Below are 16,916 nucleotides of genomic sequence, written 5' to 3'. Positions count from 1 at the left end.
GCTCTGTGGTGGAAGAGTGAGACGATATTAACCTTATGGGTTTATTTGTCTATAGAAAACAACCCAAAAGGTTGTCTTCTAGGTTTTTATGACGGAATGCCCCTTCTGCTTGAATTGCTCAACCAAGCCTTAACCCCCCCCAAAAATTCCCATACGTCACCATCCGTAGGCTTCACATAATTTGGGCTGGTTGAATCGTGGCCCAGTTTTTCAAACATATTGACTAGCCATGATGGTCCGTGACCAGAAACGTTCTGTTCTAATAACCAAGACTCAAGCTCGCCGAAGGGCACTGCAAATATACCGTACTGAGCAAGTTGATCGAGTAGACCCATTGCGGATTCACGATTCTGGCTATCCAAAATGTTAATCCCACCCTCGGTTTTCATGTTTTTTTTAGTTGCGTCAAGTGCTGTCTTAATCGCCTGTCTAGCGGACGCTAGATGATTGTGTGAGAGATGTGGTATTCCAGCGGCTTTCAGAATGTTTGCCCAAGTCTGTCCGCCATCTTTGAGTATGTCTATGTCGAGAATAGCTACAGTAGGGATGCCAAGCTTGCGCAGTGGCTTAACGATAGTGTGTGCAGTTTGCTTGTTTTGTGCGTTAATGAAAAGGCAATTGTTGATGCCCCACTCCGGCTTAAACTGTAACAGGCGATCGTTGATCTCTTGGTAGAATGCTCTGTCGGCATCAGACTCTGTAACAATTACATAGTCATAGAATAAGCCGCTCAGCATGCCAGTGGAGCGCAAAAGGGGGTGGCGCATCAGCTCTAGAATTTCACTGCTGGGTAGTAGTCTTGATGTTGCGTTGTTCGGGCGATAGGTGAGTCTTATTATGTTTACTGGGGTTCCGGACTGTATGCAGCCCATGACAAATGCTGGGCTGTGAGTTGAAATAAATAAATTTTTCTTCGAGTTAGCTGCAGATCGTGACATCTCGGCCCCAAGCTTAGCTGCTAACGCCGGATGCAGGAAAGCTTCTGGCTCGTCTACCAGTAATACTCTTGGATCTCCGGCAACCAACTCTGTAATGATTCCAGTGAAAGCTTTAACTCCATCACTGTATTCTTCGATGAGTCGTGCGTTTTGTTGGAACTCAAGAGCGTCTGAGTCAAGACTTCGCTCGAAGCTTGGTGATTTTGGGGCAGTCTCGGATAGCCTGATTTTGAGCTTTCCTAAATCTGTTGGGTCGATAATGAAATAGGAGTCAAAGGCTTCTTTTATAATCCTACGAACTTCTTCTCTTTTTTTATCATTTTTAAAAAGAGTGGGAAGGCTGTCCCTAGTGTTGGATAACAGATTTCCACCACTCTGTGGGTCGCATAAACTTATTCGGTTATTTCCGTTAAGTATGATTGTATGGTTCGCCAAATAGCAGGATGGGAACCTGCTTTCGGATGTGTTCGATTGCTGAAGTGCTTCCATCATTGTTGACCATGGAAGCTGTGTGCTTGTGTTGTGTACTCTGTATTTTATATAGCCGTTGGCGGTGTGGTTTTTTGTTTCGGATATGTCTATCTCATTGATGATTCTAAGTGCTTCTTCGTAATTGTGCTCTTTAAATTTTATCGACTTTAAAATTAAGGAATCCGATTTTCCGTTGATGCAGTATTGAGCGATCTCTTTAAGTATTTGGCTTTTTCCAGAATTATTCGGTCCAACAAAAAGTGTCACGGGCGTGCTTGAGATAGGATCTGATATGGTTCCATAAGAGCGGCCGGATTGAAGCTGGAAAGACTCTATTATCACGATTACATCCTGTTTGTACGTGTTGAATAATGTTGGCCTAGCTAATGCTCATAGGTCTGATATTTTCCATCTGGCTCTGCCGCAGATAGTCCACTCTTCATTCATTTTTATAATTCTTTCGGGCCAGTCAGGATTCAAAGCATAAAGGTAGATTTCTGAGCCTTCTTGCTTCAACTGTTTCAAAGTTGCCGCTTGATCTCTAGTTCGTTTAGCCGCAACGAAGTGGCCAGGTAACGCTTCCAGTGAGGGGTCTATTACAATTTTATCTCCCTCTACGAATCTTGGTTCCATGCTCATTCCTTCAACGCGAAGAATGAAGGCACGAGGACCTACCGGCCCTGGAGCATCAATCCACTCTTCAGCATCTCGCAAATCAAAACCTCCTTGTGAGTCGCACCAAGCTCCAGCTGCAATCGATCCAATTACTGGCAGTTTACGTCCTGTATGGCTCAAGACGGTGGCATTGTTAAATTCTCCAACACCATAAGGCATGTCGAGATATCCCTCGTGAAGATGTAGGGCCTTCTCAATTTCTCGGGCAATCTGGTCGCCAATACCTTTGGTGGGATTTTTGCCCCCAAAAGCACTCACCTGAGCCGGGGCTTTACCCAATTTGTCCGCGACGTCAATCAAACGAAGCTTGTGCTCCATCAAAACGCGTCGGAAATTTTGCAACCTAGTATCTGAAATTTTCATACGCCGATTCTGGCTGGATTAACCTTAAGGGTGAATGTCCCTTGAGGTATTGTGAAAAGAAACCTCAGAGGTTAATATTGATTTCGGAGGTACATCTTATGAAGCTACGTGAGTATATAGATGGTCTAGACGCTGAACAGCTCGCTGCTTACACCAAACGTTGTCGGATAGCCTTGAGTTACATGCGTCTGCATGTCAAATACGCATCTAAAGATCCTAGCGTGTCTTTGATTAGATCTTTGACTCGCGAAAGCGAGGGCAGTGTGTCCCTAACAGAAGTCTTGGAGCATTTCGGGATCACTGAAAATGCGTCATCAACCAGAGCAGCTTAGCTAGAAAAAAGGCGACCCGAAGGTCGCCCAGTTCCTCCCGACACGCACCACCACAGCGCTGTCGGGTCGCGATAAAGGTAGGCGGGCACACCACATGCAACCACCTCCCTTTACCGCGCTTTTCCAAGGCTCGGAAGCCTTGGTGTTGCTGCCTTTTCCACCACAGATTGGGCAGCTGTTGCGCCAGGGGTGAGCAACGGATTGCTCGCCTCAGCACGGTGCCGGTATCGATCCCGAAGATCTAGTCGGCGTTTGGGCCCTTTCAAGCCACGCGGCAAATGTATCACCACTGCATGTCGCGCGGCACTGGCAACTTAAAAGGATTAATGCCATGAGCCGTATCATTCTGAGCTCTCTAGACCGGGCGCAGCGGGAAGTTCTGCCGCTCGATCTTGCGCTTTACCATGCCGCACGGGACTACCCCGGCGGTGCCGCAGCCATCGCCGCCACCACCGGCCGGAATGCGACCACACTGCAGCACAAGCTTTCCCCAACTCACCCAAGCCACACGGTGAACATTCAAGAGTTCGGCGAGATTCTGGAGCTGACCAAGGATCGCCGCATTCTGGACGCGGTGCATGCCTTGGTCGGTGACACGACTTGGCAGGAGCTGGCTGAGGCGTACACCAACGACATGCCCGAGACGTTGACCACCGGAATTGCCGAGTACTTTCGGCAGGTGGCGGATCTTGCGGATACCTGGGCCAAGAGCATTGGCGACGGTGTGGTGTCCGATGAGGAACTCGCCGCGATTCGCCTGCAGGTGTTTCGTGGGATTCAGGGGCTGCTGGGGTTGTTCAACCGCGCCACCTACGTCAACCAGACGACGCGGGGTGCTGATTTTGGCTGACATCGCTGATTTCGCTAATGACCTGGTGCAGGAGCGTATTGATCAGGCACTGGCTGCACGTCGCCTCACCGCCAAACCTGCTTTGGCGGCGCATTCGTTTCTGTTCTGTGAAACGTGTGACGGACCGATTCCGGAGGCTCGCCGTTTGGCGCAGCCCGGCTGCACGCAGTGTGTCGATTGCCTTTCCCTCGCGGAATTGAAGGGGACACGCCATGCTCGATGAAGTGTTGGGACAGTTCGCAGACTACGGTCTTGAGCCTGCGCAGCCATTGGTGTTCGGCAAGCTCACCCGCTGCAAGACGGCCAAAGACAAGGGCAAGGAAAAGAACGGCTGGTATGTCGTACATGAGCAACGCACCCAGAAAGGCGAAACGCTCATCTTCGGGGCGTTCGGTGACTGGCGTTCGGGTGAGTCCCAAAAGATCAAGGTCAAGGCCGGGCGCATGTCGCCAGAAGAGCGCGAGGTTATGCGCGCTCGGCAGGAAGAGGCCAAGCGGCGTGCGGCTGAGATCTCGGCCAATGCGGCACGTCGTGCGGCCAAGCGGGCAGCGGGCATGTTCAAGCGCATGCCGGAAAAGGGCCGTAGCGACTATCTGGATCGCAAGCAAATTGTCGGCTTCGGCGTTCGGTATGCGCCGCGCACTGGTGCGTTCCTGGTACCGATGAGCAATGTGCGGGACGAGATTGTTGGCCTGCAGGTGGTGTTCCCGACCAAGCAAGAGGACACCGGCCGGGACAAGTCATATTGGCCTTACGGCATGTCGAAAGAGGGCGCCTTCCATCTGATCGGGCCACTCCCGTATCCGGGCGAGCCAGTGTTGGTGTGTGAGGGCTACGCGACCGGCGCAAGCCTGCATATGGCCACGTCACTGACCGTGGCCGTTGCGTTTGATGCGGGCAATTTGCTGGTGGTTTGCAAGGCCATGCGCGAGCGTTTCGCCGGTTGCCCGCTGATCATCTGCCGAGACGATGACTGGAAGACCATCAAACCGAATGGTGATGCCTGGAATCCCGGTGAAGAGAAGGCCAATAACGCGGCGTTGATCGTCGGTGGCCAGGTGGTTGCGCCGATCTTTTCCGGTGAGCGGGAAGCCAAATGGACCGACTTCAACGACCTGCATGTTGCGGAAGGTTTGGAGGCGGTGCGCCGTCAGGTGTTGGCGGTTGTCAAACCGCCGGCTGCTGGTGGTTGGAAAGATCTACTGGCCCGTAGCGAAAGCGGCTCGCTGATTGCGCACATGCAGAATGTTGAGTTGATCCTGGCCAACGATGAGCGTTGGGCCGGGGTCATCAGTTACAGCGCGTTCAGTTCGAAGCTCGTGAAGCTGCGTGCGGCGCCTTATGGCGGCGGCACGGGCGATTGGGCGGACATTGATGATGTGCGGGTGATGAAGTGGCTCGCGCAGCAGTACAACTTGCGGGTTAAGGCCTCGCATGTGATCGAAGCGGTGAGCGTGGTTGCGCATGACCACGCTTTTCATCCGGTGCGCCAGTACTTGCGCAAGCTGAAGTGGGACCAGGTACCGCGTCTGGAAAGTTGGCTTACCGAGGTCATGGGCGTAAAGGCCTCCGACTATTCCTCGAAGGTCGGTAAACGCTGGATGTTGTCGGCGGTGGCGCGGGTGATGAAGCCGGGCTGCAAGGCTGACTCGGTGATGATTCTGGAGGGTGCGCAGGGCGCCGGTAAATCGACGGCGATGAGCATCCTCGGCGGCGAGTGGTTTATGGACACGCCGTTTGCGCTGGGCGACAAGGACGGCTTTCAGGCGATCCGGGGTAAGTGGATCGTCGAGCTGGGCGAGCTAGACAGCTTCAACAAGGCTGAGAGTACTAAGGCCAAGCAGTTCTTTTCGGCCTCTACCGACACTTACCGCGAGAGCTACGGCCGCAGAACGATGGACGTGCCACGCCAGTGTGTTTTTGTGGGTACGACGAACCAAGACGAATACCTGAAAGACGCGACCGGTAACCGTCGCTATTGGCCGGTGGCGTGTACCAAAGTGGATCTGGAGTTGTTGCGCTCAATGCGCGATCAGCTTTGGGCCGAGGCGGTGTTCTGCTACGACGCGGGCGATCTCTGGTGGGTGACGTTGGATGAGGCGGCGATGTTCGGCGAAGAGCAGGACGAGCGTTTTGTGGTGGATGAGTGGGAAGGGCCGATTCTGACCTGGCTGGAAGAATCGCAGATCGGCGAGACCACCACCGGCAGCGAGGTGTTAACCAGTGCGTTGAAGTTGGACTATGGGCATTGGGGCAAGCCGGAGCAGATGCGCGTCGGTGCGATCATGCATCGGTTGGGGTGGCGGCGTGTACGTCTGCCGGCATTGGTCAAAAGCGGTCAGCGGCCATGGGCTTACAAGAAGCCGGCAGGGTGGGGTGGTGCTTCGGCGTTGCAGCACGAAGCGTTCGAGGAGCCTTGCTTCGATGATTAAGGAGATCGATTCGCTGCTTCGGTTGTGGGCGCAGGAGCTGCACTCGGAACATTCGAAAGGGGGGCTGTCTGGGGGAAATATGGTTGCCATGATGATGGAGAGCAACGGGCAACTGATCAGGGGGCGACGTGCCTTCCGTGCACCACTGGAGAGTTCGTTGGACATTGAGCTGATCGTGAGCAAGCACTTGGAACCGGAGTTGGTGACAGTGGTGCGGGAGCATTACTGCACGCTCGATGTGGATATGCGCTTGCGGTATGCCCACTGCGGTTGTGGCCGCGACACGTACTACCAGCGTTTGCATGATGCGCATCTGCAGATCTACTGGGTGCTGATGGGGAGGGCTGCGTGACACCAGGCATCGCTCCAGTTGTGGTTGTCCCACTGGCCCGTCCTGTCTCGCTGCGTTTTGATGCAGTGGGACAGGTGCGGGCCTTGTCGTTGTTGGGTTGTCCCACCGTCCCGCCTAGATGCGCCTCCCGCCCGTGTGAGCGTAGCGGGCGAGCATTACGCGCTTACGCGCGAACGCGTGTTCTTTAAATTTCTTCCTTTACACGAGAAAGAAGAAAGATAAGTAGGACAGTGGGGCGAAGCCCCGAATTTAGGCGCTCTCAGGCGTCCCACTTCGATTTTGAAAAGTGGGACTTATGGGACACCGCCGCAACAACAGAATGCCGTGGTGGTGTATTCGCCGACATTCGCTAGGCGTTCACCCAGCGTTACCCACTTATTCACCGGGTGGCATTAAAACAGGGTTGCTGCCACCGGAATCGACCTGTAAAAAGTAGTCATCTTCGATAGGTGCGACCGCAGAGAGCGGCAGATATACCGGCCACTAGGCCGGTTTTTTATTGCCTGGCTTTTTTGCCTTTCCCCAAGTTTGCGTAGAGAAACGCGCACGCCCAAGCAAGCCCGCCGATACTCAGTACGTTGAGTAGCAGGTTGATTACTTCGTAGCGTGAGATCGGGGCCTGACTGTGAGCGAATTGGACGATTTCTTGTCCATACACGCCAATCAGCAGCATCAGAATTAGGTAGAAAACGATGATTACGAGGGTTGAGCTAACTGCGCGTATTCCCTCGCGCAACTGCGCTCTCCTGCCTGGTGCGAGCGCATACAGGCCCAAAATCACTCCAATCACTGCGCATATCGTTTGAATCCAATCATGTACTGACAAGGGCTAATCCTTTCTTAGGTGTGTTTGGACCAAATCATATTTGATGGCGCGATCCCATGCAGTCGATTCGGTAGTAACTTCCGAGCCCCCCAGAGAGATACGTAAATGACAACAGAGCAACAAGCGCTGGCAGAGATGCCGATCTGGTTAGTGATCGTCCTGGCCCTTGTCGGCGGGGTGTCGGGGGAGATGTGGCGGGCTGACAAAGATGGGGCTCGCGGTTGGGTATTGTTGCGCCGGCTCGCACTTCGATCCGGTGCCTGCATCGCCTGCGGTGTGACAGCAATGATGTTGATGATCGCGGCCGGCATGTCGATCTGGACAGCAGGTGCCTTGGGTTGTTTGACGGCAATGGCCGGAGCCGATGTCGCGATTGGTTTGTACGAGCGTTGGGTTGCCAAGCGACTGGGCGTGTGCGATGTCCCGCCGAATGGCGGCGGACAGGTCTGAAATCGCCGGGGGCCCTGGGGTTAGCCGGCGGGTACGGGGTCAGAAACCCGCGGGAAAGTGTTAGCGGACAGTTCACCAGCTTAGTGAACCGAGGTGAACAGGTGAACTACACCGGATTCATTGGTGAACAGGAGATTCCATCATGACCGTAATTAGCAAAACGGAGTTTGCGGCACGACGTGGCTGGGCCAAATCTTATGTTTCCAAGCTGGCTAATCAGGATCGCCTGGTGCTGACCGATGACGGCAAAGTAGAGCTGGAAGCTACCGAGGCACTGCTGGCGGAGTCGGCGGATCCCAGCAAAGCCGCTGTCGCCGACCGTCATAACCGGCTTCGTCTTGAGCGAGAGGCGAAAACAGCCGCCGAAGAACCTGCGGTGCCGCAAGTTGGGCAAGCGGTAGACTTTCAGAAGTCTCGCGCTCTGCGAGAGCACTACCTTGCTCTTCAGGAGCAAGACAACTATCGCAAACAACAAGGCACCCTAGTGGATCGCGAAGCAGTGGAAACAGGTGCCTACAATGCGGGCCGTCTGTTGCGTGATCAACTGCTTGGGATGCCCCCACAGCTTGCCCCAGAGCTGGCTGCAATGACCGACCCTTGGATAATCGAAAGGCATCTGACAGCTGCCATCCGGCGTTCGCTGGAGGACGCTGAGCGTATGTCTACCTCTGACCTTGAACATGCACTAACCATGAGTTAACCCCATGCACACGGAAATTCCTGATGGTGCAGAGGTGTACCGTGAGGCGTATTTCCGTGGGCTCCAGCCCGATCCGGACGTTTGGATTGACCAGTGGGCTGACGAATACATGCGAATCCCGCGTGACTCGGGTGCCGCTGAGCCAGGCCAATACCGAACCTCGCGTACACCTTATGCTCGCGAGCCCATGCGTTGCCTTTCGCCGGCTCACCCATGCAAGCGCGTGATAACGATGGTCGCGTCCCAGTTAATGAAAACGCAGATCGGATTGAACTGGATGGGCGGCTTAATCCATATGGCGCCGTCCAACATTCTTGCGCTGCTTCCCAGCCTAGGCTTGGCGAAACGGGTGTCGTCTCGAATCAGCAAAACTATCAAGGCTACTCCCGTGCTACGCGAGCGTGTTGCCTCCAGCCGGTCGCGAGATTCACGCAATACCATGGACACCAAGGAGTTCGAGGGCGGCTCCCTGTATGTCACCACTGCGGGCTCTGCGGCCAACTTGGCCGAGTTGTCGGCGCGCTACATCTACGGCGATGAAGTTGATCGCTGGGAGGTCGACGTGGGCGATGAGGGTGACCCTATCGAACTAGCGGAAACGCGGGGTAGTACTTTTGGCCGCAACGCAAAGTTCTATTTTTCGAGCTCGCCGACGATCAAGGGCGCGTCACGCATTGCCGATCTGTTTGAATCCAGCGACCAGCGTTTTTACTACGTGCCATGCCCCCACTGTGGCCACATGCAGGTGCTTGAATGGGAAAACCTTCTCTACTCAGCCGACTTTAGCGTGGTGCATTACAAATGCGCTGCGTCCGGTTTGGACTGCGATGTGTTGATCGAAGAGCACTTCAAGGGACAGATGTTAGCCAAGGGTGAATGGCGCTCCCACACCCAAGGCGATGGTGAAACCGTGGGGTTCCACCTCAATGCGCTGTATTCGCCACCGGGGTGGATGGATTGGCGGTCGCTGGCTAAGCAGTTCGAAAAGGCCCAAAAGGCTCAGGCTAAGGGTGACCTTGAACCCATGCAGGTGTTCTACAACACTCGTCTGGCAAAGGTCTGGGACAGTGCACAAGAGCAGACGAAGGCATCGGTCCTGATCGAGCGGGCTCGTAGGGAGGGTTTCTCCCTTGGTGCGGTACCTGCTGCTGTGATGATGATCACTGGCTCTGTCGACGTGCAGGCCGATCGCCTGGAGTTCATGGCAATGGGCTGGGGTGTCGGCATGGAGCGCTGGGTCATCGATCACCGAGTAATCGCCGGTGACCCATCAGATGAGCGTACCTGGGCTGTCCTCGACGAGCTGCTCAAGGAGCGCTATCGACACCCTTGCGGCGTTGGCCTGGGCATTCTTGCGGTTGCTGTCGATTCCGGTGGCCATCATACGGATGAGGTGTATCAGTTCTGCCGCGTACGGCGCTGGCGCAACATCTTCGCCATTAAGGGCGCGAGCAAGCCCGGCAAGCCGGTGATCGCTCAGCGGCCTTCGATGGTTGATGTGACCTGGAAGGGGCAGACCGAACGCGGTGGCGCAGAGCTTTGGTTTGTCGGTACAGACACTGCAAAGGACTGGATCTACAACCGCTACCCGTTTGAGTCTGGCCCAGGTGCGGTGCACTTTGCCAACGACCTGCCGGATGAGTTCTTCGCCCAGTGCGTGGCCGAGCGAAAGGTCGCTAAGTACGTGCGTGGTCACAAGCGTATCGAGTGGATCAAAGGCAAGGCCGAGCGCAACGAAGCGCTCGATCTGATGGTGTATTGCCTGGCAATGGCACATTACCTCGGCATCAACCGGTATCAGGAGCACGACTGGGAGCGGGTGCGGAACTCTCTGGCCCAGGCGGGATTGTTCGATGAAAAGGTGGTCACCGCCGAGCGTGTCACGGTCGCCGAGTCGGCTCACGTGACACCAAAGCCAGCGCCGCAACCCGATGCCCTGGTCGCCCAACCGCGATCCGCTTTACCCCCACGACGCCGCAGTTCAACAAGCGGTTACCTGAAGAGACGCTGATATGTCGTTTACCCCGAAGCACCTCGAAGCCATCGAGCGCGCCATTGCACGCGGTGAAAAGACCGTGCGCTACAGCGACCGCACGGTGGAGTACCGCTCCATCGACGAACTGCTCAAGGCTCGTGACGAGATCCGCACGTCGCTGAGCCAAGCCGCCGGGCCGCGCGCTCGCGTGATCCGGCTTACCCACGGAGGCAAGGGAATCTAATGGCCCGACATTATCCGACGCTAACCCGTAACGGATTCTTGCTGCCGTCGAACATCAAGGCCAGTTACGAAGGCGCCGGTGAGGGCCGACGTTCGGCCAGTTGGGAAGCCTCCGACAACGGCATCAACAGCATCAACACTCCGGCCCTTCGCAACCTGCGTGCGCGTTCGCGGGCAGCGGTTCGCAATGACCCGTACGCGTTCAACGTCATCGACAAACGCGTCAGCAACCTGATCGGCACCGGCATCACGCCCAGGCCGACCACGGACGACGCCGAGCTGCGCAAGCTCAAGCAGCAGCTGTGGGATGACTGGACGTCCGAGGCGGATGCCGATGAGCTGACCGATTTCTACGGCATGCAGGCTCTGGTGGCTCGCACCGTTGAAACGGCCGGTGAATGCTTTGTGCGATTGCGACCCCGCAGCCCGAGCGAAGGTTTGGCAGTGCCGCTGCAACTGCAGGCGCTGGCCCCTGAATTTGTCCCTCACGATAAATTCGAGATGGCCAAAAACGGCAACGTGATCAGGGCCGGGATCGAGTTCAACCCGGCGGGCAAGCGTGTGGCGTATTACATGTACCTGTCGCATCCCCGCGACTCGTCGTCGTTGAACGCTGGCTATAACCAGTTGGTGCGCGTACCGGCAACACAGGTGCTGCACATCTTCGAACCGATGGAGCCTGGTCAACTACGTGGCGTGCCGCGTTTGGCGCCGGTATTGAAGCGCTTGCGCAGCCTGGACAACTACGATGACGCGGTGCTGTTCAGGCAGGAAGTGGCGAACCTGTTTGCCGGTTTCATCAAACGGCCATCACCGGAGATGGGGCAACAACCGCGTGACCCAGTCACTGGGCAACTCCTGACCACCGACCGCGACGGCTTCACGCCGATGGTCGCCCTAGAGCCCGGCACCATGCAGGAGCTGGGGCCAGGTGAAGAGGTGGAGTTCTCCAAGCCACCGGACGCCGGCAACAACTACCCGGACTTTATGCGGCAGCAGTTGATGGCTGCTGCGGCGGGTTCGGGCACACCGTACGAGATCCTCACCGGCGACATGCGCGAGGTCAATGATCGTGCGCTCCGGGTGGTGCTCAACGAGTTCCGGCGGCGTCTGGAGCAACTGCAGTTCGGCGTGTATGTGCACCAGTTGTGTCGCCCGGTGCGGGCTGCCTGGATGGACATGGCGGTGTTGTCAGGTGCCCTGGTGCTGCCGAACTACGCGCAGCGTCGCCGCGAATACCTGCGCACACGTTGGGTACCGCAAGGCTGGGCCTACATCCAGCCGGTGCAGGACGTACAGGCACGGCGGATGGAGGTACAAGCGGGCTTTGCCTCTCGCAGCGAGATGGTGCTGCGTACCGGTTACGACGCGGAAACGGTCGACACGGAAAACGCGGCCGATCTCGTACGAGCCACGAACCTCGGCCTCAACTACACGACTCTTGAAGCCATCGAGCTGAACGATGACAAGGAACAACCATGAGCAAAAAAGCCAAGCCCCGCGTTTATGACAAGGCGGGCAAGCAGGTCAAGGTCGCCGACAAAAGCTGGTACACCCTCCAGGCCAGTGGCGAGGCTGAGCAACGCAGTATCGAGATTTTCGTGTACGGCGAGATCGGCGCCTGGGGCGTCACTGCCAACCAGTTCGTGCAGGATCTGCGCGCCATGGATGACGGCGCGTCCCCGGTGATTGTCGCGTTCAATAGCATCGGCGGTGACCTGTTCGAAGGGCTCGCGATCCACAATGCGTTGTCCCGGCTGGGCGAGCGCTGCACCGGCCGCATTGATGCCCTGGCGGCCAGCGCGGCCAGTGTGGCGGTGTGTGGCGCTCACCGGGTAGTGATCGCGGCCAACGCCATGTTGATGATTCACAACCCCTACACCTTTACCGGTGGTGATGCCGAAGACTTCCGCCGCGTCGCTGACGTGCTGGACCAGACCCTGGAAGCGATTATCGCGGCTTACAAAGCCAAGGCGCCGGACATCGACGAAGCCGAGCTGCGGCGCATGGTCAACGCCGAAACATGGCTCACGGCCAATGAGGCGGTGGCTCTTGGCCTGGCCGATGAAGTCGGCGACGGTCTCAAGGTCAGTGCCTGTCTCGGACAGGGCAGTGTGTTGCAGCGCTTCCAGAATGCCCCGCCCGAACTGCTCGCCCAACTGGATGAGGAGCCTGAAGTAGAACCGCCTGAGCCAGATCCTGTCCCTGTGCTGAATGCTGCCAAGTTGGCGCTGATGGTCACGCAGGGATGTGCAGCGGCCGGCATAAGCAACCTGGTGGACCCGATACTCGCTGCGACGAAGCTGGAAAGCGAAGCGGTGATCCAGGCAGCTCTGACCAATGCAAAAGCCTTGCACGGCCTCTGTGTCGCGGCACGACTGCCAGAGCTGACCGGCGAATTCATCACGGCGGGCTTGGATGAAGCTGCAGTTCGTGCGCGGCTCTTCGACAAGCTGGTCGGCAGTGGCGGCGGCTTTGAAATCAACAACAGCCTGCCGCTGGACGATGAGCCAGCCCCAACGATCAAGGCTAAACAGGTCGACACCCATTCAATCTGGGCAACCCGTCAGGCGGCGCAGAACGGTAACTCGAAAGGAGCAAGAGTATGAAAATTGAATCGATGCACGCAGGTGAGTTCCTGCTGTCCGAAGGCGCTGGCACCATTTCCCGCGAAGCGATCAACGTCGCTGCGGGCCCTGCGTTAGAACCTGGACAGATTCTCGGTTTGGTCACCGCTACTGGTGAATTCGCGCCATACAACCCCACAGCTGAAGACGGGAGCGAGAACGCCCAGGCGATCCTCTTCGGCCCATTGAGCATGTCGGACGTGGTGCGCCGAGGACGTGCGGTGGTGCGTCTGGCGGAGGTCAGCGAAGCACACTTGACCGGCCTGGACCCCGCCGCTGAGAAAGCGCTGAACGCTCGAGACGTGATCGTCCGCTAAGGCGACTCGTTTAACCCCTTCAACCCGCATTGTGCGGGTTTTTTGTTTTCTGGAGACATGTTTCATGGCTGACATTCAAATCTTCAATGACGATGCGTTCTCGGTGTCTTCGCTGACCGCCGCAATCAACGAACAGGAGTACGTGCCTGGACGTATCGGCAGCCTGGGTTTGTTCCAGGAGGAGGGTATTACCACCCTTACGGTACAGATCGAAAAGGACGGTGACACCTTGGCATTGGTGCCGGCGGGTGAACGGGGTACGTCCGGTCTGGTGGTCGGTGGTACCAAGCGCACGCTGATTCCTTTCAATACCGTACACCTGCCACAACGCTTCACTATCAAGGCTGATGAGATCCAGGGCATTCGTGCCTTCGGCACGCGTTCCGAGCTTCAGTCGGTGCAGGACGTTGTCAACAAGCGACTGGCCAAGGCTCGTCGACAGTTGGACGTTACTCACGAGTTTCAGCGCCTCGGTGCGCTCAACGGCAAAATCTACGATGCCGATGGCAAGACGGTGCTACTCGATTTGTATGACCGTTTTGGCGTTAAGCGAAAGTCGTTGTCGATGGGCTTGGTCGGTGAGACGAAGTCGTTTCGCGTGCAGTGTGGTGAGGCGTTGGATATGCAAGAGGACGCATTGGGCAGCGTGACCCGCAGCGGCTCTCGTGCTTTCTGCGGTAAGAATTTTTGGAATGCGCTTTTGGAAATTGAGGAGGTGAAAAAAACTTACCTCAACACCCAACAAGCAGCTGCTTTACGAGGTGATGCTCGTGAAAGTTTCGACTACGGAGGCATCACCTGGGAGCGTTATCGCGGCAAAATCGCCGGGATGACGTTTGTGCACGACGACAAGGCGCTGCTGATCCCTGAAGGCGTACCGGACTTGTACATTTCGGTATTCGCACCGGCCGACTACATGGAAACGGTCAACACCGAAGGTGTTCCGTATTACAGCAAGATCGAGCCACTGCCTTTCAACAAAGGCATGGCCGGTGAAGCTCAGTCCAACCCGCTGCACATGTGCACGCGGCCCTTGGCGCAGATCCTGCTGGAAATGTGACCGTGGCCTTCCGCGATCTGATCGACGACATCGACGACGTGGTATTCGAGACCCTGGGCGACAGCGCCCAGATCGAAGGCCGCGCCGAACCGGTACTGGGTATGTTCGCGGCACCATGGAAAGCACCGCAGTTCGGCAAGGTCCACACCGGAATGCGCGAGCCTCGATTTGAGATCCGCGTGAAAGATTCGGACGGTCTGAGCAAGGGCCTGCGGGTCACCATCGACTTGCCGACTTTGGATGGCGGCGGCGACTACGACCTGCTGCAACTTGAGCCTGGCGGCGATGGCCTGGTGGCCCTGATCTTGAGGAAGCGACCATGAGCGTCGGCAGCCATGTGCAGCAAAACCGCGACAGCGGGATGATCAACATCCTGCCGTCGGCGGTGCATTCCCAGGCCTTGCGCGAGTTCGGGCAGTTGGTGCCCAAGGCTGCTGCAGCGGCTCAGCGGCGTGCAATCAACAAGACGCTGGGCTGGCTGCGTACTCATATCGCAAGGGCCGTGGGCAAGCAGGAACGCATCGCCATCGGCGCCGTCCGGCAACGCCTACGGGCTTACCCGGTCAGCGGCGGGGCGATGCGCGGCAAGTTGTGGTTTGGGGTCAACGCCATAGAGGCCAGCCGGGTCGGCAAGGCTCGGCAAACCCGCGCCGGCGTCTCGGTAGCGGGGCGGCGTTATCAGGGGGCGTTCTTCAAGCAAGTGTATGGAAGCAGTCCTGACATCTGGATCCGCACGTCGAGCAAGCACTTCAGCGCCTCGGACTACCCCGGAAGCACTCAGGGCCGGCGCAGCTCGGGCTTTATCGCGGAGAGCGACAACCGCTTCCCACTGGCGAAAGCCAAGGTCTCGCTGGACCAGGTGCGACCGCACTTCGACAGCTGGGTGACACGCGCTGACGAGCGCTTGCTGGAGATCCTCAAGCAAGAGCTCAACTTTGAACTGCAGAAGTACCTCAAGGGGACCGCCCGTGTCTGATCAACCTTTTAGCCTCGAAAGGCTGTATGAGGCCATCGAGCAGCACCTGCAGGAGAAATTGCCGGGGATCCGGGGGGCATCGTTCTGGCCGGATCTGTCGGCTGACACCAGCATCCCCACGCCTGTGGTGCTGCTGGAAATGGCCGAGATGGAACCCGCACCGGATATCGGTACCGGTGAAACCTCGCTGACCTGCAAGTTCGAGGCGCGGATCATCGTCGATTCGATCAGCGGAGATCCGCAACGGCAGGCCGTGCAGTTGGCCTCCCAACTTGCGGTGCTTCTGCGGGGGCAGAGCTGGGGGTTGGAGGTCGACTGCGCCGAGTTTGTTCGATCCTCCCAGGACTGGACCAAGCCCGAACTGGATGGCTACTTCGTCTGGCTGGTGGAGTGGGACCAGACGGTTTACCTGGGGGCCGAGGAATGGCCGTGGCCGGATGAACCGCCGGGTTCATTGGTCATCGACCTGGGACCGGGGGTTGGGCAGATCAAACCGGAGGATCTGCAATGAGCTACGCCAGTGCCCAGCATGACCGCATGATTGCCTCGACGGTGATGCCCTGCGTGGTGGTGGCGGTGGATCTGACCACCGCCATGGTGCGTGTGCAGTCGGGTGACTGGACCAGCGCCTGGGTGCGTTGGCACAGCCAGGCGGCAGGCAAGGCGCGCCACTGGCGGGTGCCGAGCCTGAAAGAGCAGGGCGTGTTGATCAGCCCAAGCGGTGAGCCGGCGATGGGTACCTTCATCCCTGGCTTGTACGGCAATGCAGGCGCCCAGCCGGACAACCGCGACCACGTCGAGGTGTGGCGTTTCGACGACGGTGGTTCGTTGGTCTACGACTGGCAGGCCCATAGCTACACCATCGACCTGCCTGCCGGCAGCGTGACGGTAAAGGTCGGCGGGTCTGTGCTTGAGATGACGCCGGACAGCACGCGCTTGGTGTCGGGCGAGATCAACCTGGTGGGCGCTGTCACCATCGACGGTGCAACCCAGATCAAGGGGCCGTTGCACGCGACCGGCAACATCAATAGCGACGGCCAGGTCATCGACGTCGGCGGTAACACGCCGAACCACAAACATTGATTACGACCCGCCCTGTGCGGGTTTTTCGTTTTAGGAGCATTTGTTGATGAGCAAGAACAAAGCCGATGGTCAGGACGACACGCGGCCTGGCCGCGTTTTCCGCGACACGCTTTACACCTCTCGCACCTTGGTTTTTGCCGATGGCAGTACTGCAGCGGTTGCCAAGGGGCGTGTGACAGCCAGCAGCGATGAGCAATTCGCCCAGCTGCAGGCGCACCCGGATCTGGAACTGCTGCAGGAGTAATC

19 protein-coding genes are annotated in these 16,916 nt (G+C 57.3%); 17 read left to right on the top strand and 2 right to left on the bottom strand.

Going from position 1 to position 16,916, the window contains the following annotated elements; all coding sequences use genetic code 11:
* Positions 1-86 precede the first annotated feature (86 nt).
* A complete protein-coding gene (locus AOA61_RS20585) occupies positions 87-1,751 on the bottom strand; it encodes an ATP-dependent endonuclease (protein ID WP_256583468.1) in 1,665 nt (554 codons plus the stop codon).
* Between the two features lie 48 nt (positions 1,752-1,799).
* Positions 1,800-2,447: a LexA family transcriptional regulator gene (locus AOA61_RS20580; RefSeq protein WP_099602592.1), complete on the bottom strand. Its 648-nt coding sequence runs from the start codon at positions 2,445-2,447 to the stop codon at positions 1,800-1,802.
* A gap of 663 nt (positions 2,448-3,110) precedes the next feature.
* Between AOA61_RS20580 and AOA61_RS20570 the strand changes: the two genes are divergently transcribed.
* From AOA61_RS20570 to AOA61_RS20485, 17 genes are all read left to right on the top strand, one after another.
* Entirely contained in the window at positions 3,111-3,629 is a 519-nt protein-coding gene (locus AOA61_RS20570) for a phage regulatory CII family protein (RefSeq protein ID WP_178075199.1), read from the top strand.
* The gene (locus AOA61_RS20565) at positions 3,622-3,852 is read left to right on the top strand and encodes a TraR/DksA family transcriptional regulator (protein WP_099602638.1); all 231 of its coding nucleotides are present in this window, start codon (positions 3,622-3,624) and stop codon (positions 3,850-3,852) included. Before AOA61_RS20570 ends, AOA61_RS20565 begins: the two co-directional genes overlap by 8 nt.
* Positions 3,842-6,061: a VapE domain-containing protein gene (locus AOA61_RS20560; RefSeq protein WP_099602589.1), complete on the top strand. Its 2,220-nt coding sequence runs from the start codon at positions 3,842-3,844 to the stop codon at positions 6,059-6,061. The genes AOA61_RS20565 and AOA61_RS20560 overlap by 11 nt, the downstream gene beginning before the upstream one ends.
* Positions 6,054-6,413 (top strand): hypothetical protein, encoded by a 360-nt coding sequence (locus AOA61_RS20555; protein ID WP_099602588.1) that lies wholly within the window; start codon positions 6,054-6,056, stop codon positions 6,411-6,413. Before AOA61_RS20560 ends, AOA61_RS20555 begins: the two co-directional genes overlap by 8 nt.
* A gap of 931 nt (positions 6,414-7,344) precedes the next feature.
* Positions 7,345-7,689, top strand: coding sequence for a phage holin family protein (locus AOA61_RS20545; RefSeq protein ID WP_099602586.1), 345 nt, complete (start codon positions 7,345-7,347; stop codon positions 7,687-7,689).
* 142 nt (positions 7,690-7,831) lie between these two features.
* On the top strand, positions 7,832-8,389 hold the full coding sequence (locus tag AOA61_RS20540; protein WP_099602585.1) for a terminase small subunit: 558 nt from the start codon (positions 7,832-7,834) through the stop codon (positions 8,387-8,389).
* Between the two features lie 4 nt (positions 8,390-8,393).
* Positions 8,394-10,400: a phage terminase large subunit family protein gene (locus AOA61_RS20535; RefSeq protein ID WP_099602584.1), complete on the top strand. Its 2,007-nt coding sequence runs from the start codon at positions 8,394-8,396 to the stop codon at positions 10,398-10,400.
* A gap of 1 nt (position 10,401) precedes the next feature.
* The gene (locus AOA61_RS20530) at positions 10,402-10,608 is read left to right on the top strand and encodes a phage head-tail joining protein (RefSeq protein WP_099602583.1); all 207 of its coding nucleotides are present in this window, start codon (positions 10,402-10,404) and stop codon (positions 10,606-10,608) included.
* Positions 10,608-12,089 (top strand): phage portal protein, encoded by a 1,482-nt coding sequence (locus tag AOA61_RS20525; RefSeq protein WP_099602582.1) that lies wholly within the window; start codon positions 10,608-10,610, stop codon positions 12,087-12,089. Before AOA61_RS20530 ends, AOA61_RS20525 begins: the two co-directional genes overlap by 1 nt.
* Positions 12,086-13,216, top strand: coding sequence for a head maturation protease, ClpP-related (locus tag AOA61_RS20520; protein ID WP_099602581.1), 1,131 nt, complete (start codon positions 12,086-12,088; stop codon positions 13,214-13,216). The genes AOA61_RS20525 and AOA61_RS20520 overlap by 4 nt, the downstream gene beginning before the upstream one ends.
* Positions 13,213-13,551 carry a head decoration protein gene (locus tag AOA61_RS20515; RefSeq protein ID WP_099602580.1) on the top strand — a complete coding sequence of 113 codons (339 nt, stop codon included), beginning with the start codon at positions 13,213-13,215 and terminating at the stop codon, positions 13,549-13,551. The genes AOA61_RS20520 and AOA61_RS20515 overlap by 4 nt, the downstream gene beginning before the upstream one ends.
* A 64-nt stretch (positions 13,552-13,615) precedes the next feature.
* Positions 13,616-14,611, top strand: coding sequence for a major capsid protein (locus AOA61_RS20510; RefSeq protein ID WP_099602579.1), 996 nt, complete (start codon positions 13,616-13,618; stop codon positions 14,609-14,611).
* 2 nt (positions 14,612-14,613) lie between these two features.
* Positions 14,614-14,934: a hypothetical protein gene (locus tag AOA61_RS20505; protein ID WP_095015171.1), complete on the top strand. Its 321-nt coding sequence runs from the start codon at positions 14,614-14,616 to the stop codon at positions 14,932-14,934.
* Complete coding sequence (locus AOA61_RS20500; protein ID WP_099602578.1) at positions 14,931-15,587, top strand: hypothetical protein; 657 nt, start codon at positions 14,931-14,933, stop codon at positions 15,585-15,587. Before AOA61_RS20505 ends, AOA61_RS20500 begins: the two co-directional genes overlap by 4 nt.
* Positions 15,580-16,098 carry a hypothetical protein gene (locus AOA61_RS20495; RefSeq protein ID WP_099602577.1) on the top strand — a complete coding sequence of 173 codons (519 nt, stop codon included), beginning with the start codon at positions 15,580-15,582 and terminating at the stop codon, positions 16,096-16,098. Before AOA61_RS20500 ends, AOA61_RS20495 begins: the two co-directional genes overlap by 8 nt.
* On the top strand, positions 16,095-16,670 hold the full coding sequence (locus tag AOA61_RS20490) for a phage baseplate assembly protein V (RefSeq protein ID WP_099602576.1): 576 nt from the start codon (positions 16,095-16,097) through the stop codon (positions 16,668-16,670). The genes AOA61_RS20495 and AOA61_RS20490 overlap by 4 nt, the downstream gene beginning before the upstream one ends.
* A 46-nt stretch (positions 16,671-16,716) precedes the next feature.
* Entirely contained in the window at positions 16,717-16,914 is a 198-nt protein-coding gene (locus AOA61_RS20485; protein WP_099602575.1) for a hypothetical protein, read from the top strand.
* The last annotated feature ends 2 nt before the right edge of the window (positions 16,915-16,916 follow it).

It is taken from the genome of Pseudomonas sp. 2995-1 (assembly GCF_002742505.1).
Classification (GTDB): Bacteria; Pseudomonadota; Gammaproteobacteria; order Pseudomonadales; family Pseudomonadaceae; genus Aquipseudomonas; species Aquipseudomonas sivasensis.
The sequence above is the reverse complement of the archived record's forward strand: the minus strand, read 5'-3'. Positions and strand labels throughout refer to the sequence as shown.